This window comes from Streptomyces sp. NBC_01017, from assembly GCF_045162795.1.
GTDB classification, from domain to species: Bacteria; Actinomycetota; Actinomycetes; order Streptomycetales; family Streptomycetaceae; genus Streptomyces; species Streptomyces machairae.
Genome location: NZ_CP108683.1, coordinates 3591839 through 3614434 on the forward strand (window position 1 = coordinate 3591839; position 22596 = coordinate 3614434).

Below are 22596 nucleotides of genomic sequence, written 5' to 3' on the forward strand. Positions count from 1 at the left end.
CGGGCGGCCTTCCGATGACCTGGCATGGGGGAGCCGAGTCGGGCAGTTCGGGAGGGCCGGCCGCGGCCGGGGTTCTGGGGTTTGTGCGGGATCGCCCGCGGTCGTCAGACCGCCTCGGCGGTCTCCGGCAGCTCGACTGCGAGCTTGTCCGTCAGGTCCACGACCTCGGCGAGATCCCCGAAGTCGCGTACGGCCGTGTAGACCGTCTTTCGGATACGAGTGTTGACGCGCTCGGAGCGCACCTTTTTGGCGACCTGCATGGCGTGCTCGGCGTAGACCGTGCTCTGCTCGGGCTCGCGCCGCAGCAGATGCACCGTGGCCATGCCGATCAGATTCAGCGCATACGACCGCTGGTGCTCGCCGTCCTTCGCGAACAGGTCCACGGCCTGCTGCATGACCGGCTCGGCCAGCGAGGCGTACGTCGGGCTGCGGCCGGCGACATAGGCGAGGTCACGGTAGGAGTGGGAGTTCTCGCCGTACAGCTCGGCCTCGGAGAAGAAGCGGATCCAGTCGGGGTCCGGCTCGTCCCACTCGTCGGCCTCGGAGAAGGTGTCCTCGGCCATCCGGACCGCCCGCTTGCACTTGCCGGGCTGCCCCATGTTGGCGTAGGCGCGGGCCTCCATCGCATACAGCATCGACTGGGTGCGCGGGCTCGCGCAGTCCCGGCTGCCGTACTGCGCGAGGTGGACCAGCTCCAGGGCGTCGTCGGGCCGGCCGAGATGGATCATCTGGCGGCTCATGCTGGAGAGGATGTACGAGCCGAGCGGCCGGTCGCCGGCCTCCTTGGCGGCGTGCAGCGCGAGCACGAAGTACTTCTGCGCGGTGGGCTGGAGCCCCACGTCGTACGACATCCAGCCGGCCAGCTCCGCCAGCTCGGCGGCGACCTTGAACAGCTTCCTGGTGGTGGACTCCGGCTGGGGCTCCTGGAGCAGGTCGGTCACCTCGTGCAGCTGCCCCACGACCGCCTTGCGGCGCAGGCCGCCGCCGCACTGGGCGTCCCACTGCCGGAACATCACGGTGGTGGACTCCAGCAGCTCCAGCTCGGGCTTGGACAGCCGGCCACGCGCGCGTGAGGACGGGACGGGCCGGGACTCCTGGTGCGGGGCGGACGGTCCGGGGACCAGCCAGCGCTGCATCGGCTCGATGAGGGCCGGGCCCGCAGCCAGGGCCAGCGAGCTCCCGAGGAAGCCGCGCCGCGCCAGCATCAGGTCGCTGCGCGAGAACTCGCTGAGCAGGGCCACCGTCTGCGGACCCGTCCAGGGCAGGTCGACACCGGACACGGAGGGTGACTGGCGGGCGGCGCGCAGACCGAGGTCCTCGACGGAGACGACGCAGCCGAACCGCTCGGAGAACAGCTCGGACAGGATCCGCGGGATCGGCTCGCGGGGGTTCTCACCGTCGAGCCAGCGGCGTACGCGCGAGGTGTCGGTCGAGATGTGGTTGGCACCCAACTGGCGTGCGCGGCGGTTCACTTGGCGGGCCAGTTCGCCCTTCGACCAGCCGCTGCGCACGAACCAGGACGCGAGCAGCTCGTTCGGGCGCTTGTCAGCGTGCGCTGCGCCACCGGCGCTCGTACCGCTTCCGCTGTTGCCGCTCACTGGAACGCCCCCATCCCTTGGACCACTTGTCACCGAGTGCGCCAAGCCCTATCAGAATGCCGGTAAATACGGTCTCCCGTCCGGCAGTTGTCACCCTTCGAACGGAAAGCCGACTTGCCCCCGGCATACCCACGAGTGCATGTGCCCCGAGGCTCCGTGCACTCACGGTAATCCTACGATCACGCCTCCAGCCATGGCGATCCGGGAAACGCCACCATTCGCCACCCCTTCGAATGAACTAACGGACGCCTCCACGCGATTCACTTGACATAGGACGACCGGAAGTGGGCGGAGCGAAGCACTGTGAGGCGCGCGTCGCCGAGTCCACAACCCTGAGTGCTTCCAAGCGCCGCGTGAGCCGAACGGCGCCGGAGGGTAACCGGCCTTCGAGGAACACACAGGGTCACGTTCCGGTTCCGCGCCGTAACCACCGGCGCGCTGGACCCGTTGGAGGGGGCATGGGCTTCACGATCGGCGGCATCCGAGAGATCCGGTCCGGCACGCGTCGACGCGGCCGCGCCTCGGAGTGCACCGCCGTCGCCGAGTTCACCGGGCTGTGGGGCTGGGACGTGGCGCCCGGCGCGCGAGCCGCCGCGGGCGCCTGCTCGTGCGGCCGCTCCGACTGCGACGCGCCCGGCGCACACCCCCTCGACTTCGCGCCGCAGATCCCGGCCGGGGCCACGCTCGACGAGGCCGCCAAGGCGTGGTCGGAGTTCCCGGGTGCCTCGGTGATGCTGCCGGTCGGGCGGGCGTTCGACGTGATCGAGGTGGCCGAGCCGGCCGGACGTCGTGCGCTGGCCCGGCTCGAGCGGATGGGTCTCCCCCTCGGCCCGGTCACCGCCACGCCCGAGGGCCGCGCGCAGTTCCTCGTCTCCCCCGGCGCCGCCGCCGAGCTCCCCGAGCTCCTCTACCGCATGGGCTGGGACGACCCGACCCACCTCGACCTGCGCGGCCTCGGCACCGGCACGTCCATCACGGCCCCGCCGTCCGACCGGGGCGGACTGGGGCCGGTGCGCTGGCTGCGGGCGCCACAGCTGGACACGGCCACGAAGCCGCCGGCCGCGCGACTGCTGCTCGGGACGCTGGCCTACGTGGCTCATCGGTCGCGGGCGTAGCGCGTACCACCGGTCACAGCCGTCACAGTCGTACACAGCGAAGCGCCCGTCCCCCAACTGCACCTTGGGGGGCGGGCGCTTCCTCGCTTCGAGCAGGTACGAACTTCGTAGGTCACTCTCCGATAAGCGCATCCACGAACGCTTCCGGCTCGAACGGCGCCAGGTCGTCGGCGCCCTCGCCGAGTCCGACCAGCTTCACCGGCACGCCCAGCTCGCGCTGGACCGCGATCACGATGCCGCCCTTGGCCGTGCCGTCCAGCTTGGTGAGCACGATGCCGGTGATGTCGACGACCTCGGCGAAGACACGGGCCTGGACCAGGCCGTTCTGCCCCGTCGTCGCGTCCAGCACGAGCAGCACCTCGTCCAGCGGCGCGTGCTTCTCGACGACCCGCTTGACCTTGCCGAGCTCGTCCATGAGGCCGGTCTTGGTGTGCAGGCGCCCGGCGGTGTCGATGAGGACGACGTCCGACCCCATCTCCTTGCCCTCCTTCACCGCGTCGAAGGCGACGGAGGCGGGGTCGCCGCCCTCCGGCCCGCGCACGGTGTAGGCGCCGACCCGCTCGCCCCAGGTCTGCAGCTGGTCGGCGGCGGCGGCACGGAAGGTGTCGGCGGCGCCCAGCACGACGCTGCGGCCGTCGGCCACGAGGACGCGGGCGAGCTTGCCGGTGGTGGTGGTCTTGCCGGTGCCGTTGACGCCGACGACCATCACGATGCCGGGCTTGCTGGCCTCCGGCTCGGTCTTGACCACGCGGTCCATGTCGGTGCCGACGAGCTTCAGCAGTTCCTCGCGCAGCAGGGTGCGCAGCTCGACCGGCGTGCGGGTGCCGAGGACCTTCACGCGCTCGCGCAGCCCCTCGACCAGCTCCTGCGTGGGCTGCACGCCGACGTCGGCGGTGAGCAGCGTGTCCTCGATCTCCTCCCAGGTGTCCTCGTCGAGGTGCTCGCGCGACAGGAGCGTGAGCAGTCCCTTGCCGAGGGCGGTCTGGGAGCGGGAGAGCCGGGCGCGCAGTCGGATCAGGCGGCCGGCGGTGGGCTCCGGGACCTCGATCTCGATCGGCGGGGGCTCTTCGACGACGGGCGGTTCCTCGACGGCGACCCCGGTCGAGCCGTCGGGAAGATCCACCTCCTCTATGGTCCGGCGCGGTTCGTCGCGCGGCGTCTCGGCCTCGTCGCCGACGTGCGGCTCGGCCGGAGGGGCGGTGATGTCGGGGGCGGCGGGCGGCGGCGGGGGCAGCTGCTTCTTGCGCCGGCTGCCGATGATGAGCCCGCCGAGCGCGCCGAGCACGACCACGGCGATGACTACAGCAAGGATGACGATGTCCATAACCCGTCCAGTATCGGCCATGGAGCCCGGCGGCACCGCTCTGGATGTCTGACACACCGTCAGCTAATGTCCGCCTTCACACCCGCCCGGTGAAGGGGGACCCCCATGCCCGTCACGGTCGTACGCTTCAACCTCGTCGAGCCCGACGCGACCCCCGCCTCACTCGCCGCCCGCTACCGGGCGGCCCTGGAGATGGCCGCGTACGCCGACGAGCACGGCATCACCACGGTGCAGACCGAGGAGCACCACGGCGCCGACAACAACTGGCTGCCGTCGCCGTTCGCCTTCGCGGCCGCGGTCTTCGGCGCGACACAAGGAAATTCAGTGGCGCGCAGCGCCTCGCTGGGGGGTGGTGGTCGGGTGACGGGCGGGCGCCTCGCGGTCACCGTCTCGGCGATCATCGGCCCGCTGCACGACCCGTTGCGGCTGGCCGAGGAGATCGCCGTACTGGACCTGCTGAGCGGCGGCCGGCTCGTGACGGTCGCCGGGATCGGGTACCGGCCCGAGGAGTACGCCCTGTTCGACGTGGACTGGAAGCGGCGCGGAAGGCTCCAGGACGAGCTGCTGGAGACGCTGCTGAAGGCCTGGACCGGCGAGCCCTTCGAGTACCGGGGCCGTACGGTACGGGTCACTCCGCGCCCGTACACCGATCCGCACCCGCTCCTGCTGGTCGGCGGCTCCTCGAAGGCCGCCGCCCGCCGGGCCGCCCGGCTCGGCCTGCCGTTCTTCCCCAGCGCGCATCTGCCGGAGCTGGAGGCGTACTACAAGGAGCGGCTCGTCGAGTACGGCACCGAGGGCTGGACCATGATGCCGGCCGCCGAGACGCCGCTGCTGCACGTGGCCGAGGATCCCGACCGGGCGTGGGCGCAGTACGGGAAGCACTTCCTGCATGAGGCACGGACGTACGCCTCCTGGCAGTCCGGCGAGATCCGCTCGGCGGTGAAGTCGGGGGCCACGACGGTGGAGGAACTGCGCGCGGAGGGCGTGTACCGGATCGTGACGCCCGAGGAGTGTGTGGCGCTGGGCCACGCCAACTACGTACTGCACCCGTTGTCCGGCGGGATGCCGGTGGAGGAGGGGTGGCGCAGCCTGCGGTTGTTCTGCGAGCGGGTGCTGCCGGGGCTCGGCGACTGATCCGTCGGGCGGGACGGCATACGACGCCGCACTCCCCCCTCGCATACGACACCGCCGCCCCGGCTCGGGCAGTGGCCGAGCCGGGGCGGCGGCGGGGTTACGGGGAGAGGGGCAGCGGGGACTTGGCCCTTCTCCCCGAGTTCGGGGAGCCCTGGCGGCTCAGCCCATCTCCTCCAGCTTCTTGCCCTTGGTCTCGGGCACGAACTTGAGGATGAAGGGGATGGAGAGGAAGGCGAACACCGCGTACATGACGTAGGTGAGCGACAGGTTCCAGTCCGAGAGGTCCGGGAAGGTGATCGTGATGACCCAGTTGGCGAGCCACTGGGCCGACGCGGCCACACCCAGGGCGGCGGCGCGGATCTTGTTCGGGAAGACCTCGCCGAGCATGACCCAGACGACCACGCCCCAGGACATGGCGAAGAAGAGGACGAACGCGTTGGCGGCGATCAGCGCCACGTAGCCCTGTGCGGTGGGCAGCGGGTCGTTGCCGTTCTGGAAGGAGAAGGCCCAGGCGGCCGCCGCGAGCGAGATACCCATACCGACGGAGCCGATGAGGGCCAGCGGCTTGCGGCCGAGGCGGTCGACGAAGATCATCGCGATCACGGTGCCGATGATGTTGATGATCGAGGTCTCGAACGAGTAGAAGAACGAGCTCGACGGGTCGACGCCCACCGACTGCCACAGCAGGTTCGAGTAGTAGAAGATGACGTTGATGCCGACCAGCTGCTGGAAGACGGAGAGGCCGATACCGATCCACACGATCGGCAGCAGACCGAACCGGCCGCCCAGCAGGTCCTTGAACGTCGACTTGTGGTCGCTCTTCATGGCCTGCTCGATCTCGGTGACGCGGCCGTCCAGGTCCACGCCGCCCTCGACGTCGGCGAGCACCTTCTTCGCGTCCTCGGTGCGGCCGACGCTGATCAGGTAGCGCGGCGACTCGGGGATGGCGAACGACAGCAGGCCGTAGACGAGGGCGGGCACGAGCATCACGCCGAGCATCCACTGCCAGGCCTCCAGGCCCGCGACCGTCCCGCGCTCCTCACCGTCGGCCATGTTGAGGATGGCCCAGTTGACGAGCTGCGAGACGGCGATGCCGATGACGATGGCGGCCTGCTGGAATGAGGCGAGCCTGCCTCGGTACGCGGGCGGGGCGACCTCGGCGATGTAGGCGGGGCCGATGACCGAGGCCATACCGATGGCGATGCCGCCGAGGACACGCCAGGCGGCGAGGTCCCACGCGGCGAACGGGAGGCCGGAGCCGACGGCGCTCACGGCGAACAGCACCGCCGCGATCTGCATGACGCGGATGCGGCCGATGCGGTCGGCTATGCGGCCGGCGATTGCGGCGCCGAGGGCGCTGCCGAGCAGGGCGCTTGCGGCGACGGTACCGGTGACGCCGGAGCTGAGATCGAACCGGGCCTGGATGCCGCCGTTGGCTCCGTTGATGACGGAGCTGTCATAGCCGAACAGGAAGCCGCCCATGGCAGCCGCCGCGGTGATGAAGATGACGTGCCCGAGATGTTCGGGGTGCGCCGTCCTCGCTCCTGACGTGGGTGCCTGCGCTGTGCTGGTCACGTGTACTCCTCGGGCCACCGGCAACGCTGCCGGGTGGGGGTAGCCGCTCCAAGTGGTGATACCTGAAGGTAAAAACAACGTGACAGAGACTATGTCTTCAAGTTTCGAAGTCAATACCCAGGAAGCTGTGACCTTGGAGACGTGACTAAGTGAGTTGTGTTCACTTCTTGAAGTGAAGGTGAAGGCAAAGGTGACGGTGAAGATGATCGCGCCCGATGATCGGCAGCGCCCGGTGTCAACGCAGTCGCTGGCTGATGACCTTTGACACCCCGTCACCCTGCATGGAGACGCCGTACAGCGCGTCGGCGACCTCCATCGTGCGCTTCTGGTGGGTGATCACGATCAGCTGCGAGGCCTCCTGCAGCTCCTGCATGATGCGGATCAGCCGCTGGAGGTTGGTGTCATCGAGGGCGGCCTCGACCTCGTCCATGACGTAGAACGGGCTCGGGCGGGCCTTGAAGATCGACACCAGCATCGCGACCGCGGTGAGTGAACGCTCACCACCCGAGAGCAGCGACAGCCGCTTGACCTTCTTGCCGGGCGGACGCGCCTCGACATCGACACCCGTGGTCAGCATGTTGTCGGGATCGGTCAGGATCAGCCGTCCCTCGCCACCGGGGAACAGCCGGCTGAAGACGCCCTCGAACTCCCGGGCCGTGTCCCGGTAGGCCTCGGTGAAGACCTGCTCGACGCGCTCGTCGACCTCCTTGACGACCTGGAGCAGATCGGCACGGGTCTTCTTCAGGTCTTCCAGCTGCTCGCTGAGGAACTTGTGCCGTTCCTCCAGTGCCGCGAACTCCTCCAAGGCGAGCGGGTTGACCTTGCCGAGCTGCTGGTAGGCGCGCTCGGCGGCCTTGAGCCGCTTCTCCTGTTCGCCCCGGACGAAGGGCTTGGGCTGGTTGCGAGGATGCTCGGGGTCCTCGGGAAGCTGCTCGCCCTCGGCGGCCAGGGAGGGCGGTACGAGCTGGTGGGGGCCGTACTCGGAGACGAGCCCGGCGGGCTCCACGCCCAGTTCCTCCAGCGCCTTGGTCTCCAGTTGCTCGATCCGCATCCGCTTCTCGGCGCCGAGGACCTCGCCGCGGTGGACGAAGTCCGTCAGCTTGTCGAGCTCGGCCTTGAGGTCGCGGCCCTCGTTACGGGCGACGGTGAGCTCCTGCTCGCGGCGGGCCTTGGCGGCCTCGGCGGCGGTGCGCTCCTCGTCGGCGCGGGCGAGGGAGACCTCGACGTGCGCGAGGAGTTGCCGGGCACCGGAGGCGACGGCTTCGGCGACGGCCGCCTCGTGGCGCAGCCTGGCCCGCCGCTGCTCGGCACGCGCGCGTGCCTCGCGTTCGGCGCGGGCGGCACGGTCCAGGGAGTCGGCACGTCCGGCGAGTCCCTTGACGCGCTCCTCGTGCGTGCGGACCTGGAGACGGGCCTCCATCTCGGTCTGCCGTGCGTTGGCACCGTCGGCGGCGAGACGGTCCCGTACCGACGTGTCGGGCTCCTCCTCGACCGGCATCTCCTCGGCGACGGCGAGCCGCTCGGCCAGCTCTTCGGCCTCCTGGAGGGCCTTGTCGAGCGAGTCCTGCGCGCGCGTGGCGGCGGCGACGGACCGCTCGGCCTCACCGGCGGCCCCGCGCGCCTGCCCGGCGAGCCGTCCGAGCTGCTGCGCGACGGCCGACTTCTCCCGGTCGGCCGCCCTGCGCCGCTCCCCCAGCTCCTCGACCAGCGCGGCACACTCCTTGCGCCGCTCGACCGCCGCCTGCTGCGCCTCGGCCAGCTCCTCGCACCGCACGGCCAGCTCTTCCAGCTCGGCAGCGGCCTCGTCCACGGAGGCCTGCACTTCGAGGAGACTGGGCGCCCCGGCGGACCCCCCGTGCGCGAAGTGCGCCCCGAGCAGGTCGCCTTCTGCGGTTACGGCGGTGAGGTGGGGGTGGGTGTAGACGAGGTCCTCGGCGTCTTCGAGCGTGCCGACGATGACGATGCCGTGCAGGAGGCGTCGTACGGCCGGCATGAGGTCGGAAGGGCCGCGGACCAGATCTGCCGCGTGTTTCTGCCTGGCGTCCGCCGGTTCGTGGTTCGCGCCTCTTTCGGGCGCCTCCGGTGCCCCGGCGAGCAGGAGTGACGCCCTTCCGCCGTCCTGCTTCCGCAGCATGCGGATCGCGTCCGCCGCCGCCGAAGGCGATGTCACCGCCAGCGCGTCCGCCGCCGCACCGAAAGCCGCCGCCAGCGGAACCTCGTAGCCCGGCGTCACCGTCAGCAGTTCGGCGGCGGGGCCCAGCAGTCCCGTGAGCCGGTCCTTCGCTCCGAGCAGCGCGCCCGTGCCGTCCTTTCGCCGCAAGCCGAGCGCCAGCGCCTCGTGGCGGGCCTGCGTCGCGGCGCGGCCGCGTTCCGCCGCGGTGGCCGCCTCGCGGGCTGCCGTGAGCGCGGCCTCGGCCTCGGCGAGCTGCTGCTTGGCGGCTTCGTGCTGCTCGGCGAGTTCCGCGTCGCCGGCGTCCAGGCCGTCGACCTCGGCCTTCAGCGCCTCGTACTCCTCCTGCGCGGCGAAGGCCCGCTCCTGGGCCTCGTCCCGTGCGGCGGCCAGGCGGTCGATCTCGGCCTGGGCGGAGGCCGCACGTGAACGGGCGGCGTTGACCTGCCCGTTCAGCCGGGCGAGGCCCTCGCGGCGGTCGGCGATGGCGCGGGCGACATCCTTCAGGCGCCGTTCTTCCTGCGTGAGTTCGCGCTCCAGCTCGGCGCGGTGCGCGACCGTGTCCTCCAGGGCCCGCTCGGCTGCCTCCAGGGCCGCTTCGAGCTCGGCCTCCTGCTCACGGATGCGGGCGGCCTCGCGCTCCATGTCCTCGGGGTCGCGGCCTCGCCGTTCCTCCGGCGGCGCGGAGTTCGCGCTCTTCACGCGCGCGTCGGCCAGGGAGATCGTGCCGCGCACCCGCTCGGCGAGCTGGGACAGTTCGTACCAGGTCTGCTGGGCCCGCTGAAGGCGCGGCGTGAGCTGCCGTACCTCGTCCTCCAGGAGCCCTTCGCGCTGGAGCGCCCTCTTCAGCTCCTGTTCGGCGGCCTCCTTGCGCTCCTTCAGCGCGGCCTCGTCGGCGACCTCGGTCTGGAGCGCCTGACGGAGCCGTACGAGATCGTCGGCGAGGAGGCGGAGCCGGGCGTCACGCAGATCCGCCTGGATGACGGCGGCCCGGCGCGCAACGGCCGCCTGGCGGCCGAGGGGCTTGAGCTGTCGGCGCAGTTCGTCCGTCAGGTCCTGCACGCGCGCGAGGTTGGCCTGCATCGCGTCCAGCTTGCGGAGGGCCTTCTCCTTGCGCTTGCGGTGCTTGAGGACACCGGCCGCCTCTTCGATGAAGGCGCGGCGGCCCATCGGGTCGGCGTGCAGGACGGAGTCGAGCTGGCCCTGGCCGACGATGACGTGCATCTCGCGGCCGATGCCGGAGTCGGAGAGCAGTTCCTGGATGTCGAGGAGGCGACACGTGTCGCCGTTGATCTGGTACTCGCTGCCGCCGTTGCGGAACATGATCCGCGTGATGGTGACCTCGGCGTACTCGATGGGCAGTGCGCCATCCGAGTTGTCGATGGTCAGCGAAACCTCGGCTCGGCCAAGTGGCGGACGCCCGGTCGTGCCGGCGAAGATGACGTCCTCCATCTTGCCGCCGCGCAGCGACTTGGCACCCTGCTCGCCCATGACCCAGCTGAGCGCGTCCACCACGTTGGACTTGCCCGAGCCGTTCGGTCCGACGACGCACGTGATGCCCGGCTCGAACCGGAGTGTGGTCGCCGAGGCGAACGACTTGAACCCGCGGAGGGTCAGGGCCTTGAGGTGCACGCCGCTGGACTCTACCTTCCGCCTGTATCTCGCTCCATGAACCCGCGGTTTCACCGATGAACGTGCAGGGCACACCAGACGTTAAAGAGGGTGAAAGGATGCGCGGGGCAGTAAGCCGGGGGCAAGAAAGAAGGGACGCCGAAGCGTCCCTTGCAACTTCTGACGACTGGCTGGCCAGTCGCCTGACAACTACCTAGCGGTTGGATACGAGCCGCCCAAACCACTGCTTGTGCTGACGTGGAGCGATGCAGTGATCAGGTGAGCGCAGGCTCCGCCTGGTGTGCGTCGATGCTCTCCATGATCCTGTCGTGAGAAGCGGCAGCCGTCAGCGCGTCGTTCTCCGCCTGGATCCGTCCGAGCTCGGATTCCAGGTCCTGGACACGCTGCTGGAGCCGTCGCATCTCGGCGAGGAGTCGAGGGTCGGAGCCGCCGACGTAACCGAGAAGCGCCTTTGCCATGATGGATGGTCCTCCACAATGAGTGACCGACCGAAGCGGTGTGGGTCGTGAGGGATTCGCACCCGCGGTTGGTTGGCAGGCCTGGAGTTGTACTGCCGTTCAGCCACGCCAAACAGCGAAGGTGCGCGGGGCTTTCAGCGTCTCACCAAAAAGTTTGACGGTCAACACGATCACGCCCCGTATTGGCGGGCAAACCCGGGGGCACACGGCCTTGAGACGGCTGCGCGGCGGCTCCTGCGGGCCCTTCGGGGCGTGGCGATCATCCTTCAGTGCGGAGCCTGCCACCGTGAGCCGTTCTTGGCAACCACCTGCTCATTTCTGCTTGGGGCAGTTGCCAGTGGCAGATCCGGCCGCTTGTTCCAGGGCCGCTTTACAGAACCGGCTCAACGGATGGCGAAGCCGTCGTAACCCCCGCGAGGTGTGTCCCAGATCTCGGTGACACCGTCCACCCGCCCGGGCGTGTCGTCGCCCTGGAGCCAGTCGAGGAGTCCTTCACAACCCTTGCGCGGGCCCTCCGCAACCACTTGGACCCGACCGTCGGCCAAATTGAGAGCAAAACCACTCAGGCCGCCGATCTCGAGGGCCTTGGCCCGCGTGAACCAGCGAAAACCCACACCTTGGACGCTTCCACGCACCCAGGCGACCATCCGTACATCGTCGCTCATGAGTGCAACCTAACGGGCCAATGTCTCTCCGAGCACTTCCTCCCCTGGCGCCATGCGGTACCGTCCCGACCCAATGAATCTCATATGAAACTCACACGATCGAGTGAGTTCTGTGAGGACGTTGAGACCGCAGGGACGAGGAAGGCCAGAACATGGGACGCCACCGACGCTCCGCCGCCGGACGCGCCGCCACCGGCCGCGCCACGGGGGTCACACATACGGACGGCTCCTACACGGAGGGCCACGACCCGCTCAACTCGTACGACGGCGACCGGCCCACGATGGGCATCGCGCCCTATCTGAACCCGGAGGCGTACGCCGAGGCCTACGCGAAGAGCGACGCGTACCTCTTCGCCGAGGAAGACGACTACGACCGGATCACCAACACCGCGACCTTCCCGAGCGACGCCGCCTCCATGAGCGGCTCCGCCTCGGGCGCGGACACCGCGGTCTTCCGCAGTGACGGCTTCACGCCCAGCTCCGGCTCCCGTCGCCCCGGGAACGGCGCGCACCGCCGCCGCAAGAAGAAGGCCGTGGCGCCGGTGAAGACCGGTCTGCTCGGCGTCTCCGCTGCGGTCGCCCTGGGCACGGTCGCGGTCGCCACCGGTGTGGTGCCCGGCATCGACAACTACCGGCTCGGCGGCGGCAACGGCGCGGACAAGGTGCAGGCCGCCGACACCCCGACCAACTCCCCCACCGAGCAGGGCGGCACCTCCGGCAGCGCCGACAGGGACGGGAACGGCTCGGCGACGAGCCGCGACACCGAGCGGCCCACCTCGCCGGCCCCCTCGACCTCGTCGGCCGCGCCGACGAAGACCCCGTCGAAGAAGCCCTCGGCCACGCCCAGCGAGAAGCCGAAGGACACGCCTTCCCGTACGGCCACGAAGGCGCCGGAGAAGGAGCCTGAGAAGAAGCCCGAGAAGGAGCAGACCAGCGCTCCCGTGACGGTGTCCGCGCAGGCCGCCGCCGCGGCCGAGGTGCTGAAGCTCGTCAACGAGGAGCGCGCTCAGGTCGGCTGCAGCGCGGTCGCCGCCAACAGCTCGCTCGCCGAGCTGGCCCAGGACTTCAGTGCGGACATGGCCGGGCGGGGCTTCTTCGACCACACCGACCCCGACGGCGCGTCCCCGTGGGACCGGGCCGCAAAGGCCGGCATCACGGACCTCGGCGGCGAGAACATAGCCCGCGGCCAGTCCGACGCGGCCGCCGTGATGGACGCCTGGATGAACAGCCCGGGCCACAAGGCCAACATCCTGAACTGCGACTTCAAGACCCTCGGTGTCGGCGTGCAGCTCGGCGCCGGCGGCCCTTGGTGGACGCAGGACTTCGGGTACTGAACACGGGGAAGGGCGCACCCGGTGGACGCGCCCGGGTCAGGCCGTCCGGCCGTCGTTGGCCTCCCTGTGCATACCCGCGCACAGGGCCCAGACGATGAAGATGTTGATCGCGACCAGCGCCAGGGCCCATAGGGGGTAGTACGGCACCCACAGGAAGTTGGCGAGCGCGCCCAGCCCGGCCACGAGGACGCCGAAGAAGCGTGCCCACAGCGCTCCGCTGAGTACGGCGCAGCCTGCAATGACGAGGGCGATTCCCACAATCAGGTGGACCCAGCCCCAGCCCGTCAGGCTGAACTCGAACACGTAGTGCCGTGTCGCGAGGAACAGGTCGTCCTCGGCAATGGCCGCGATTCCCTCGAAGATCGCCATTGCTCCGCCGAAGATCATCAGCGCTGCCGCGAGGACGGTGGTACCGGATGTGGGCCCATGCCATGGGCGCGGGTCGGCGTTGGCCCATTCGGGTTGGGGGGCGTCACGGGCCATGTCGGCCTCCTCGGGTCGCGGAGCCATCCGGTCAGCCGAGCTTCCTGGACTGACTCGATCCCTCATCTCAGCGTGGCACGACGGCACTCCGTCGGCATTCCGACCCCGAGGCGCTCCCGCGTTGTCGTGGGGCACCCTCCGACGGCCCCTGGACGGCCCGGGCTGCCGATTCAGTCCTCGGCAAGCCCCAGGGGCCGCAGGGCCGACCTGTAGTCGCCGGTGACGACGAGGTGGTCGATGACGTCGGCCATCGCGGGGATGCCGGGGTCCCGGACGATCAGGTTGTCCCAGCCGTAGAAGTACCGGCCGTCGAGGCACTCCCCGGTGTCGCTCCAGCGGTCCATCAGGCGGCGTGCCTCGTCGACGGTGAAGACGGTTCCGGACCAGCGCTGCCCATCGGCGAACGTCACCCACATGTCGACGTCGCAGACCTCGTCGAGCTCTTCCCCCACTCCCACTACGAAGCAGATCTCGTATCCGTCCCTGCGCACCCGACAGAACGGGCTGTCCCGCACATTTCCCCCAAGGCGCCGTCCCCCGCGGCCGGCTCGGTGGGCAGGTTACAGCGGGGGCGGCGCCTCGTGCGCCTCAATTACGGCGTCGCGCTCAGGCGGCCACGCGGCCCCGCGCGAACGCCTTCGCCGTCTCCGTCACCCGGCGCCCGAGGTGCTCGGCCGTGGCCACGTCGGCCTTGTGGACGGCCTCCGGCCCCTGGTCGGCGTTGGTCTGGGCGGCGGCGCCCGTGAAGACGCCGAGGCGGTTGAGGTCGTTCTCGGAGCCGGCGCTGCTGTTCCAGCCGGGGAGCAGGCCGAGGTTGATCCAGTGCATGCCGAGCTGGGCGGCAAGGATCTGGAAGAACTGCAGGGTGTGCAGCTTGTCGCCGCTCTTGGAGGCGGAGTTGGTGAAGCCGGCGGCCAGCTTGTCCGTCCAGGCCTGGTCGGCCCAGCGCTTCGAGGTGGCCTCGGCGAAGACGTGGAAGGCGCCGGAGGCGGTGCCCATGTAGGTGGGCGAACCGAACACGATCGCGTCCGAGGCGTCGAGGGTCGCCCACTGCTCCTCGGTGATCTCGTCCACCTTGATCAGATGCACCTCGGCACCGGCCTCGACGGCACCGGAGCGGACGGCCTCGGCGATGACGGCGGTGTGGCCGTAGCCAGAGTGGTAGGCGATGGAGACGACGGGGGTGGTCACTTGGGTACTCCTGAACGTAGGCAGCCCAGCGAGAGGCAGCTCGTCGGCAATGACGAAAGAAAAGCACTAACTTCTAGTTAGTGCAACCTGCCGGTTAGCGCTGCGTTCGAGTACGCTTCAGATATGGACACCACGCAGGAGCGCACGGAGGCGCAGGACCTCCCGTACAACGCGTTCGCCAAGGCCTGCCCCTCGCGCGGCACGCTGGAGCACGTCACGGGCCGCTGGGGCGGACTCACCCTCGGCGCCCTGTACGAGGGCTCGCTGCGCTTCAACGAGCTGCGCCGCCGCGTCGACGGCGTCAGCGAGAAGATGCTGTCCCAGACGCTGCACGCCCTGGAGCGGGACGGCCTGGTGCGCCGCGATGCCCAGCCGACGAACCCACCGCGGGTCGACTACGAACTGACGCCCCTGGGGCGCGGCGTGGCGGAGCGGCTGCTGAACCTCATCCACTTCGTGGAGGGGCAGATGGACGACGTGCTCGAAGCACGCGTGCGTTACGACGAGACGCGCGGCGCCCTCTGACACTTCGGGCAGAAGTAGCTGGACCGGTTCATCCAGGCCCGTCTGCGCATCGGCGTACCGCACCTCTTGCACGGCAGCCCTTCACGGCCGTACGCATCGAGCGACCGGTCGAAGTAGCCCGACTCGCCGTTGACGTTGACGTAGAGGCTGTCGAAGCTCGTGCCGCCGACGGCGAGGGCGGCGTTCATGACGTCCCTTACGTGGCCCAGGAGTTCGAGGCTGCGCGGGCGCGTGAAGGTCGCGGTCGGGCGGTCGTAGTGGAGGCGAGCGCGCCAAAGGGCCTCGTCCGCGTAGATGTTGCCGACCCCGCTGATCAACGACTGGTCGAGCAGGGCCCGTTTGATGGTCGAGCGCTTGCGGCGCAGGGCCTGATGGAAGGCCTCGTCGTCGAAGAGCGGGTCGAGGGGGTCGCGGGCGATGTGCGCGATGACATCGGGCAGCCCGTCGGGGGTGTTGTCGTGCAACGACAGTCCGCCGAAGGTGCGTTGGTCGACGAAGCGCAGCTCGGTGTCGACGGCGTCCGCGAACCGCACCCGGATCCTGAGGTGCTTCTCGTCGGGCGCGGTGCTCGGCTGGACCAGCAGCTGGCCGCTCATGCCGAGGTGGGCCAGGACCGACTGGTGCGTGTCCTCCAGGGGCAGCCACAGATACTTGCCGCGGCGGCTCGGCGTGCCGATGCGGTGGCCCTTGAGGCGGTGCGCGAAGTCGTCACCGCCCGCGATGTGCCGGCGTACGGCACGCGGATGCAGCACCTCGGCATCGGCGACCGTGCGGTGGGCGACCCACCGCTCCAGTCCGCGTCGTACGACCTCGACCTCGGGCAACTCGGGCATGGGGTTCCCCCGTAACACCTGCGCGGCCCGGCAGGGCCGCTCAATGGACCGAGCGCCCGCCCCACGGCGGGGTACGGGCGCTCGGATCGCGCTGTTCGGTCAGGCGGAGGCCGACGACGCATCTGCGTCGGGCTCGGCGGCATCAGCCGCCGACTTGCGGGCGCGCTCGTCCGCGGCGGCCCTGATGGCCCGCCATGCGGATTCTGCGGCCTGCTGCTCCGCCTCCTTCTTGCTGCGGCCGGTGCCGGTGCCGTACGAGACGCCTCCGACGCGGGCGGCAGCAGTGAAGGTCTTCTCGTGGTCGGGGCCGGTCTCCGTGACCAGGTACTCGGGTACGCCGAGCCCTTCGGTCGCGGTGAGCTCCTGGAGACTGGTCTTCCAGTCCAGGCCGGCTCCGAGGTTCGAGGACTTCTCGATCAGGGGGTCGAACAGGCGGTGCACCAGCTCCGCCGCCGAGTCCAGGCCCTGGTCGAGATAGACCGCGCCGATCACCGCTTCCAGGGTGTCGGCAAGGATGGATGCCTTGTCCCGGCCGCCCGTGCCCTCTTCACCGCGGCCGAGCCGGATGAAGGAGCCCAGGTCGAGCCCGCGGCTGACCTCCGCCAGCGCACGAGAGTTGACCACCGCGGCCCGCAGCTTGGCCAGTTGGCCTTCAGGCAGGTCGGGGTGGGTGCGGTACAGCGTGTCCGTGACAACGAGGCCGAGAACGGAGTCCCCGAGGAACTCCAGGCGCTCGTTGGTGGGCAGGCCGCCGTTCTCGTACGCGTACGAACGGTGGGTCAGCGCACGCACCAGAAGGGCGGACTCGAGCTTGTACCCGAGCCGCCCTTCCAACAGCGTGTGGGACGAGGCCTGGTTGTCCGCCTTCTTACGGGCGTGTGGGTCCGCCTTGGCGTCTTCCGCCTTCTTGGCAGTGGACACAGTGCCTCTCACCAGCCGCTCAGACCTCGAGGACCTGGCGCTTGTTGTAGGTGCCGCAAGACGGGCACGCAATGTGCTGCTGCTTGGGCTCGTGGCAGCGCTCGCACGCAACCAGGGGGGTGACCGCAGCCTTCCACTGCGACCGGCGGTGGCGCGTGTTGCTGCGCGACATCTTCCGCTTCGGAACAGCCACGGCTACTTCTCCTGCTTCTCGTCGACGCCCGCTTCGGCGCCGCTCATCTCGTCCTTCTCGCCGTCCGTCATGGTCTCGGCGAGTCCCTGCAGTGCCGCCCAACGGATGTCGACGGCGTCATGGTGGTGGTCCGGGTCGTCTGCGAGACGTGCTCCGCACTGGGCGCACAGTCCAGGGCAGTCGTCCTGGCACACCGGCTGCATCGGCAGTGCGAGCACCACCGCATCACGCAGCACTGGTTCGAGGTCGAACAAGCCGTCCTCGAGAAAGAGCCTGTCCTCGTCGTCCTCGGCGTCGTCGCCGGGTTCCGCGCTGTGGCGGCCCCGGTCATCGGCGTCAGGGTACGAGAACATCTCCTGGAATTCCGCTTCGACGTCGAGCTGAAGCGGCTCCAGACACCTTACGCACTCCCCCTCGGCCTGTGCACGGCCGGTGCCTGTGACAAGCACCCCTTCCATGACCGACTCGAGTCGGAGTTCGAGCTCCATCGGGGCGCCTTCCGGCACTCCGATGACCCCCTGGATTCCGAGATCCTTGGGGGCGTCGACCGAACGGGTCAGGCGCTGCAGCGCACCGGGCCGCCGACCCAGCTCGTGCGTGTCGAACACGAGAGGGTTGCGGTGGTCGAGGCGGGCTGTCACGCCATTCCTGCTTTCGATCTGCTGAGCTCAGGGGGTCACTGCCCTTGGATGTTCCGGGGCAGGTTTGATCGCGGACGTACACGCGACCGAAGAGCCAGGATACTGGACCTTTCGCTCATGGCCCAATCCGGTGGCTGCTTACTGGCCGCGCCCCTGCTCGTAGGCCCGCAACTGCTCCGCGCTGATCATGCTCGTGTCGAAGAGACTGGTCTCGTCGAGGGCGTAGCCCTGACCGTCCTGTGCGGCCTGCTGCGGGATCTGGTGCTGGGCGTGCTGAGCCTGGTGCGGGTCGTAGGCGCCCTGCTGAGGGTCGTAGCCCTGGTAGGCGTAGGGGTCGGCCTGCTGGTAGCCGTAAGGATCCTGCTGGCCCGCGTACTGCTGCTGATAGCCGGCATACGGGTCCGCGGTCTGCTGCTGGTAGCCGTAGGCCGGCTGTACGGCCTGCTGGTCGTACTGGTGCTGCGCCGGTACGGCGGGCTGCTCGGCCGGCGCCGCCTGGGCCGCCGCGGCGTCCTGCTCCGCGAGCGCGGCGAGGTCGGCGAGATAGTCGGCGTCGCTGGAGTGCTGGACGGTGCCGGTGTCGTCGGAGAGGGCGCCGAGGTCGTCGCTGGCGATACGGCCGTGCAGCTTCTGCCGGCCGCGGCCGACCGCCTCCAGGGTCTTGGCCAGGACCGCCTCGAAGGCGCCGAGCTTGATGTCGACGTAGCCGTCGGCGTTGCGGCGCAGGGTCTCCGGGTCGTGGCTGCGCTCGGGGGCGTCCTCGTCCTCGTAGCCGTGCTCGTCGGTGCCCGGTCCGGTGCCGAGGAGCTTCTCGCGGCCGCGGCCGACGGAGCCGAGGGTCTTGGTGAGGACGACCTCGAAGTTGGCGAGCTTGGAGTCGACGTAGTCGTCGGCCTCCGCGCGGATGTCCTCGGCCTCCTTGCGGGCCTCGGCGAGGATGCGGTCGGCCTCGGCCTGGGAGCGGCGGGCGACCTCGGTGTCGGAGATCAGCGAACCGCGCTCGGCGTGCGCGCCCTGGATGATCCGGTCGGCCTCCTGGCGGGCCTGCTCGACCATCTGCTCACGGCCGCCGATCAGCTCCTGGGCCTGGGCGAGGGAGCCGGGCAGGGCCGCACGGACCTCTTCCAGCATCGAGAGCAGATCGGCGCGGTTGACCACGCACGAGGCCGACATGGGCATCGACCGGGCACCTGAGACCGAGGCGACGATCTCGTCGAGCTTCTTCTGCACGTCCACCGTGTGCTCGCCACTCTCTACTGCTGTGATGGAGACGGACGGGACGACTGTAGCCCCATCAGTCCTTGCGCAGGCGCTCGTTGAGGGCGTCCAAGACCACCGGCGGCACGAGGTGGGACACGTCGCCGCCCCAGGTCGCCACCTCCTTGACCAGGGAGGAGGACAGGAAGCTGTAGGTGGGGTTCGTCGGGACGAAGAGCGTCTCGACGCCCGACAGGCCGATGTTCATCTGGGCCATCTGCAGCTCGTAGTCGAAGTCACTGACGGCACGCAGGCCCTTGACGATGGCCGGGATGTCGCGCTGCTTGCAGAAGTCGACGAGGAGGCCGTGGAAGGCCTCGACGCGGACGTTGCCGTACTCGGCCGTGACCTGGCGGATCAGGTCGAGCCGATCGTCCACTTCGAGCAGGCCCTTCTTGGCCTTGTTGATCATGACGGCGACGTAGACCTCGTCGTACAGCCTTGAGGCGCGGGAAATGATGTCGAGGTGTCCGTTGGTGATCGGGTCGAACGACCCGGGACATACGGCTCGGCGCACTTGTGATCCCTCGCTCTCGGGTCCGGTCATCGTGCGTCTTCGCACGTGGAGGCGGCGCGACCGTACCAAAACGTTCCCTCGCCGTAACGACGGGCCCGGATCCCTTCGAAACCGTCCGGCCACCGGAACTCTCCGCCTCTGGTGCTGCGCTCCACGGTGACGAGCGCTTCGGCCGCGAGCCAGCCCCCTGAGCGGAGTGTGAGGAGAATCTCTCGAAGATCGTCGTCCGAGACGGCGTACGGGGGATCGAGGAAGACGAGGTCGTACGGCTCGGTCGGTGCCGGGGTCTGGATGATCTGTTCGGCTTTGCCGGACCTCACCTCGGCGCCGGGGAGGCCGAGATTCTTCACGTTCTCGCGGACGACCCTGGCGGCTCGGGCGTCGGCCTCGACCAGGAGGGTGTGGCCGGCGCCGCGGGAGAGTGCCTCCAGGCCGACGGCGCCCGAACCGGCGTAGAGGTCGAGGACGCGTTCGCCTTGCAGGGGGCCGCCGAGGAGGGACTGCCAGGTGGAGAAGAGACCTTCGCGTGCGCGGTCTGATGTTGGCCGGGTTCCCGTGCCTGGCGGCACGGCTAGACGACGTCCGCCGGCTGCGCCGGCGATCACGCGGGTCATCTTTGGTCCTTGGGTGTGAGCGGCTTTAGGTTCAGTGTGGCTGGTCGCGCAGTTCCCCGCGCCCCTGGGTCGGCATCCCTCACCCCTTTTCCAAGTACTGTTCCCTCTCCTCGTCCAAGAGGGCGTCCAAGGCTGTGCGCAGGCCCGGGAGGTGCTCCAGCTCCGGATCCGCCGCCACCAGCGCCGCCGCCTCCTCCCGCGCCTCGGCGATGATCTCCTCGTCCTCGATGACGGCCAGGACTCGCAGCGAGGAACGGGCCCCGGACTGGGCCTGGCCCAGGACATCGCCCTCGCGGCGCTGCTCCAGGTCGATGCGGGAGAGTTCGAAGCCGTCGAGGGTGGAGGCGACGGAGTTGAGGCGCTGGCGGGCCGCGCTGGCCTCCGGCATCTCCGTGACCAGGAGGCACAGGCCGGGTGCCGAGCCACGGCCGACCCGGCCGCGCAGCTGGTGGAGCTGGGAGACGCCGAAGCGGTCGGCGTCCATGATCACCATCGCGGTGGCGTTGGGGACGTTCACGCCGACCTCGATGACCGTCGTGGCGACCAGGACGTCCGTCTCCCCCGCGGCGAAGCGGCGCATGACCGCGTCCTTGTCGTCGGGGTGCATACGGCCGTGCAGGACCTCGACCTTGAGGCCTTGTAGAGGCCCCTTGGCGAGCTGGTCCGCCACGTCCAGGACGGCGAGCGGTGGGCGCTTCTCCGCCTCGTCCTCCGGGGACTTCTTCTTGCCGGCCTTCTTCGGGTCGTCCTCCTCGTCCCCGATCCGGGGGCAGACGACGTACGCCTGATGGCCGTTGTCCACCTCCTCGCGCACGCGTTCCCAGGCGCGGGCCAGGAAGTGGGGCTTGTCGGCGGCCGGGACGACATGGCTGGCGATCGGTGAGCGGCCGGCCGGGAGCTGGTCGAGGACGGAGGTCTCCAGGTCGCCGAAGACGGTCATGGCGACCGTGCGCGGGATGGGGGTCGCCGTCATGACCAGGAGGTGGGGCGGCTGCTTGCCCTTGCCGCGCAGGGCGTCGCGCTGCTCCACGCCGAACCGGTGCTGTTCGTCCACGACGACCAGGCCGAGGTCGTGGAACTGCACCTTGTCCTCGATCAGCGCGTGCGTGCCGATCACGATCCCGGCCTCACCGGTGACGAGATCGAGCAGCGCCTGCCGGCGGGCGGCAGCCCCCATGGACCCGGTCAGCACGACCACCTTCGTGGCCTGCTCCGCCCCGCCCAGCATGCCGCCCTCGGCGAGCTCACCCATCATCTCGACGATCGACCGGTGATGCTGTTGGGCGAGGACCTCGGTGGGCGCGAGCATGGCGGCCTGCCCGCCCGCGTCGACGACGGCGAGCATGGCGCGCAACGCCACCATCGTCTTCCCCGATCCGACTTCTCCCTGGAGCAACCGGTGCATCGGGTGCTCGGTCGCCAGGTCGTCGAAGATCTCCTTCGAGACCTTCTGCTGGCCCTCCGTGAGGGTGAAGGGAAGCCGGTCGTCGAAGGCGGTCAGGAGGCCGTCGGGCTTGGGTTTGCGGGCGACCGCCGGGAGTTGGGCGTCCGCGTGGCGGCGGCGGGCCAGGGCCACCTGGAGGACGAACGCCTCGTCCCACTTCAGGCGGGAGCGGGCGTCCTCGATGTCCGCCTTGGTGTGGGGGCGGTGGATCTTGAGCAGTGCCTCGGGCAGGGGAACCAGGCCGCGGCCTTCGCGCAGAGCGGGCGGGACGGGGTCGAGCGCCTCCTGGGCGCTGGGCAGGACCGTCTGGATGGCCTTGCCGATCTTCCAGGACTCCAGCTTGGCGGTGGCGGGGTAGATCGGGATGAGGGCGCCGGCCCATGTCTCGACCGTTTCCTCCGAGTCACCGCGCAGCAACTCGTACGCCGGGTGTGCCAGTTGGAGGCGGCGGTTGAAGACGGAGACCTTGCCCGCGAACATCGCGCGGGTGCCCGGCAGGAGCTCCTTGTGGGGCTTGTGAACGCCGTTGCCGAAGAAGACCAGTTGGAGCCGGCCGCTGCCGTCGGTGATCGTGACTTCCAGGCGCTGGCCCTTGCCGCGCGGGGCCTTGCTGGAGGCGAAGGTGTGCAGGCGCGCGTCGGCGACCATCGCGACCACCGTGACGTGCTCGTCCATGGGGAGGTCGGCGAGGTGGGTGAGCTGGCCGCGCTCCTCGTATCTGCGCGGGTAGTGGTGCAGCAGGTCGCCGACGGTGTGCAGGCCGAGGTGCTCGGCCATCACCTTCGCGGTGGGAGGGCCGAGCACCTTTTTCAGTGGTTCTTCCAGTGCGGGCACGAGATCCATTCCACACCACGGCACTGACAATGCCGTAGAGGTCAGGGCGGCAGTCCGGGTAAACGTCCCGGAAACCCCTGGTCAGACGGTTCGTTTCGGCTCTAGGATGGCGCGCTCCGGCCATCCTTTCGCGGTTAC

21 protein-coding genes are annotated in these 22596 nt (G+C 69.7%); 4 read left to right on the top strand and 17 right to left on the bottom strand.

What is annotated here, in order from left to right; all coding sequences use genetic code 11:
• Window positions 1–104: 104 nt before the first annotated feature.
• Window positions 105–1598, bottom strand: a complete 1494-nt coding sequence (locus OG331_RS16275; protein ID WP_406196705.1) for a hypothetical protein — start codon at window positions 1596–1598, stop codon at window positions 105–107.
• A gap of 458 nt (window positions 1599–2056) precedes the next feature.
• On the opposite strand from OG331_RS16275, the gene OG331_RS16280 reads away from it, so the two are divergent.
• Window positions 2057–2713 (top strand): bifunctional DNA primase/polymerase, encoded by a 657-nt coding sequence (locus tag OG331_RS16280; RefSeq protein ID WP_406196707.1) that lies wholly within the window; start codon window positions 2057–2059, stop codon window positions 2711–2713.
• Window positions 2714–2825: 112 nt separating this feature from the next.
• On the opposite strand, the gene ftsY is transcribed toward OG331_RS16280, so the two are convergent.
• Window positions 2826–4037, bottom strand: a complete 1212-nt coding sequence (ftsY, locus tag OG331_RS16285) for a signal recognition particle-docking protein FtsY (RefSeq protein WP_363032440.1) — start codon at window positions 4035–4037, stop codon at window positions 2826–2828.
• A 105-nt stretch (window positions 4038–4142) separates the two neighbouring features.
• Here ftsY and OG331_RS16290 point away from each other — a divergent pair, with 105 nt between their 5' ends.
• Window positions 4143–5171, top strand: coding sequence for an LLM class flavin-dependent oxidoreductase (locus tag OG331_RS16290; protein ID WP_406196709.1), 1029 nt, complete (start codon window positions 4143–4145; stop codon window positions 5169–5171).
• 159 nt (window positions 5172–5330) lie between these two features.
• Here OG331_RS16290 and OG331_RS16295 read toward each other — a convergent pair whose 3' ends face one another.
• From OG331_RS16295 to OG331_RS16310, 4 genes are all read right to left on the bottom strand, one after another.
• Complete coding sequence (locus OG331_RS16295; protein WP_406196711.1) at window positions 5331–6746, bottom strand: sugar porter family MFS transporter; 1416 nt, start codon at window positions 6744–6746, stop codon at window positions 5331–5333.
• A 235-nt stretch (window positions 6747–6981) separates the two neighbouring features.
• Window positions 6982–10548: a chromosome segregation protein SMC gene (gene smc, locus OG331_RS16300; protein WP_406196714.1), complete on the bottom strand. Its 3567-nt coding sequence runs from the start codon at window positions 10546–10548 to the stop codon at window positions 6982–6984.
• 254 nt (window positions 10549–10802) lie between these two features.
• Window positions 10803–11006, bottom strand: coding sequence for a hypothetical protein (locus tag OG331_RS16305; protein WP_030048901.1), 204 nt, complete (start codon window positions 11004–11006; stop codon window positions 10803–10805).
• A gap of 383 nt (window positions 11007–11389) precedes the next feature.
• Window positions 11390–11671, bottom strand: a complete 282-nt coding sequence (locus OG331_RS16310; RefSeq protein WP_406196717.1) for an acylphosphatase — start codon at window positions 11669–11671, stop codon at window positions 11390–11392.
• Window positions 11672–11823: 152 nt separating this feature from the next.
• Between OG331_RS16310 and OG331_RS16315 the strand changes: the two genes are divergently transcribed.
• Window positions 11824–13005 (top strand): CAP domain-containing protein, encoded by a 1182-nt coding sequence (locus tag OG331_RS16315; RefSeq protein ID WP_406196720.1) that lies wholly within the window; start codon window positions 11824–11826, stop codon window positions 13003–13005.
• 36 nt (window positions 13006–13041) lie between these two features.
• Here the strand turns inward: OG331_RS16315 and OG331_RS16320 are convergent, their stop codons facing one another.
• The 3 genes from OG331_RS16320 to OG331_RS16330 all read right to left on the bottom strand — a co-directional run bounded on the left by OG331_RS16320 (window position 13042) and on the right by OG331_RS16330 (window position 14679).
• On the bottom strand, window positions 13042–13392 hold the full coding sequence (locus OG331_RS16320) for a hypothetical protein (protein ID WP_406210061.1): 351 nt from the start codon (window positions 13390–13392) through the stop codon (window positions 13042–13044).
• Window positions 13393–13658: 266 nt separating this feature from the next.
• The gene (locus tag OG331_RS16325) at window positions 13659–13979 is read right to left on the bottom strand and encodes a hypothetical protein (protein ID WP_406196722.1); all 321 of its coding nucleotides are present in this window, start codon (window positions 13977–13979) and stop codon (window positions 13659–13661) included.
• A gap of 115 nt (window positions 13980–14094) precedes the next feature.
• Entirely contained in the window at window positions 14095–14679 is a 585-nt protein-coding gene (locus tag OG331_RS16330; protein WP_406196725.1) for a flavodoxin family protein, read from the bottom strand.
• Between the two features lie 123 nt (window positions 14680–14802).
• Here OG331_RS16330 and OG331_RS16335 point away from each other — a divergent pair, with 123 nt between their 5' ends.
• Window positions 14803–15204, top strand: coding sequence for a winged helix-turn-helix transcriptional regulator (locus tag OG331_RS16335; RefSeq protein WP_406196727.1), 402 nt, complete (start codon window positions 14803–14805; stop codon window positions 15202–15204).
• Here the strand turns inward: OG331_RS16335 and mutM are convergent.
• The 8 genes from mutM to recG all read right to left on the bottom strand — a co-directional run bounded on the left by mutM (window position 15177) and on the right by recG (window position 22467).
• A complete protein-coding gene (gene mutM / locus OG331_RS16340) occupies window positions 15177–16037 on the bottom strand; it encodes a bifunctional DNA-formamidopyrimidine glycosylase/DNA-(apurinic or apyrimidinic site) lyase (protein WP_365057861.1) in 861 nt (286 codons plus the stop codon). The genes OG331_RS16335 and mutM overlap by 28 nt on opposite strands.
• A gap of 99 nt (window positions 16038–16136) precedes the next feature.
• On the bottom strand, window positions 16137–16970 hold the full coding sequence (rnc, locus tag OG331_RS16345; RefSeq protein ID WP_406196731.1) for a ribonuclease III: 834 nt from the start codon (window positions 16968–16970) through the stop codon (window positions 16137–16139).
• Window positions 16971–16977: 7 nt separating this feature from the next.
• Window positions 16978–17151, bottom strand: coding sequence for a 50S ribosomal protein L32 (rpmF, locus tag OG331_RS16350; RefSeq protein WP_015657589.1), 174 nt, complete (start codon window positions 17149–17151; stop codon window positions 16978–16980).
• A gap of 2 nt (window positions 17152–17153) precedes the next feature.
• Window positions 17154–17792, bottom strand: coding sequence for a YceD family protein (locus tag OG331_RS16355; RefSeq protein ID WP_406196734.1), 639 nt, complete (start codon window positions 17790–17792; stop codon window positions 17154–17156).
• 138 nt (window positions 17793–17930) lie between these two features.
• Window positions 17931–19028 (bottom strand): ATP synthase F0 subunit B, encoded by a 1098-nt coding sequence (locus OG331_RS16360; protein ID WP_406196736.1) that lies wholly within the window; start codon window positions 19026–19028, stop codon window positions 17931–17933.
• A gap of 58 nt (window positions 19029–19086) precedes the next feature.
• Window positions 19087–19566, bottom strand: a complete 480-nt coding sequence (gene coaD, locus OG331_RS16365; protein WP_406210064.1) for a pantetheine-phosphate adenylyltransferase — start codon at window positions 19564–19566, stop codon at window positions 19087–19089.
• A 26-nt stretch (window positions 19567–19592) separates the two neighbouring features.
• Window positions 19593–20180 (bottom strand): 16S rRNA (guanine(966)-N(2))-methyltransferase RsmD, encoded by a 588-nt coding sequence (gene rsmD, locus OG331_RS16370; RefSeq protein ID WP_406196739.1) that lies wholly within the window; start codon window positions 20178–20180, stop codon window positions 19593–19595.
• A 79-nt stretch (window positions 20181–20259) separates the two neighbouring features.
• Window positions 20260–22467, bottom strand: coding sequence for an ATP-dependent DNA helicase RecG (gene recG / locus OG331_RS16375; RefSeq protein WP_406196741.1), 2208 nt, complete (start codon window positions 22465–22467; stop codon window positions 20260–20262).
• Between the last annotated feature and the right edge of the window lie 129 nt (window positions 22468–22596).

Coding starts and splice junctions, on each gene's coding strand:
- OG331_RS16280 (WP_406196707.1), top strand. CDS start 2,057: ATGGGCTTCACGATCGGCGGCATCCGAGAGATCCGGTCCGGCACGCGT.
- ftsY (WP_363032440.1), bottom strand. CDS start 4,037: ATGGACATCGTCATCCTTGCTGTAGTCATCGCCGTGGTCGTGCTCGGC.
- OG331_RS16290 (WP_406196709.1), top strand. CDS start 4,143: ATGCCCGTCACGGTCGTACGCTTCAACCTCGTCGAGCCCGACGCGACC.
- OG331_RS16305 (WP_030048901.1), bottom strand. CDS start 11,006: ATGGCAAAGGCGCTTCTCGGTTACGTCGGCGGCTCCGACCCTCGACTC.
- OG331_RS16310 (WP_406196717.1), bottom strand. CDS start 11,671: ATGAGCGACGATGTACGGATGGTCGCCTGGGTGCGTGGAAGCGTCCAA.
- OG331_RS16315 (WP_406196720.1), top strand. CDS start 11,824: ATGGGACGCCACCGACGCTCCGCCGCCGGACGCGCCGCCACCGGCCGC.
- OG331_RS16320 (WP_406210061.1), bottom strand. CDS start 13,392: ATGATCTTCGGCGGAGCAATGGCGATCTTCGAGGGAATCGCGGCCATT.
- OG331_RS16335 (WP_406196727.1), top strand. CDS start 14,803: ATGGACACCACGCAGGAGCGCACGGAGGCGCAGGACCTCCCGTACAAC.
- mutM (WP_365057861.1), bottom strand. CDS start 16,037: ATGCCCGAGTTGCCCGAGGTCGAGGTCGTACGACGCGGACTGGAGCGG.
- rsmD (WP_406196739.1), bottom strand. CDS start 20,180: ATGACCCGCGTGATCGCCGGCGCAGCCGGCGGACGTCGTCTAGCCGTG.
- recG (WP_406196741.1), bottom strand. CDS start 22,467: ATGGATCTCGTGCCCGCACTGGAAGAACCACTGAAAAAGGTGCTCGGC.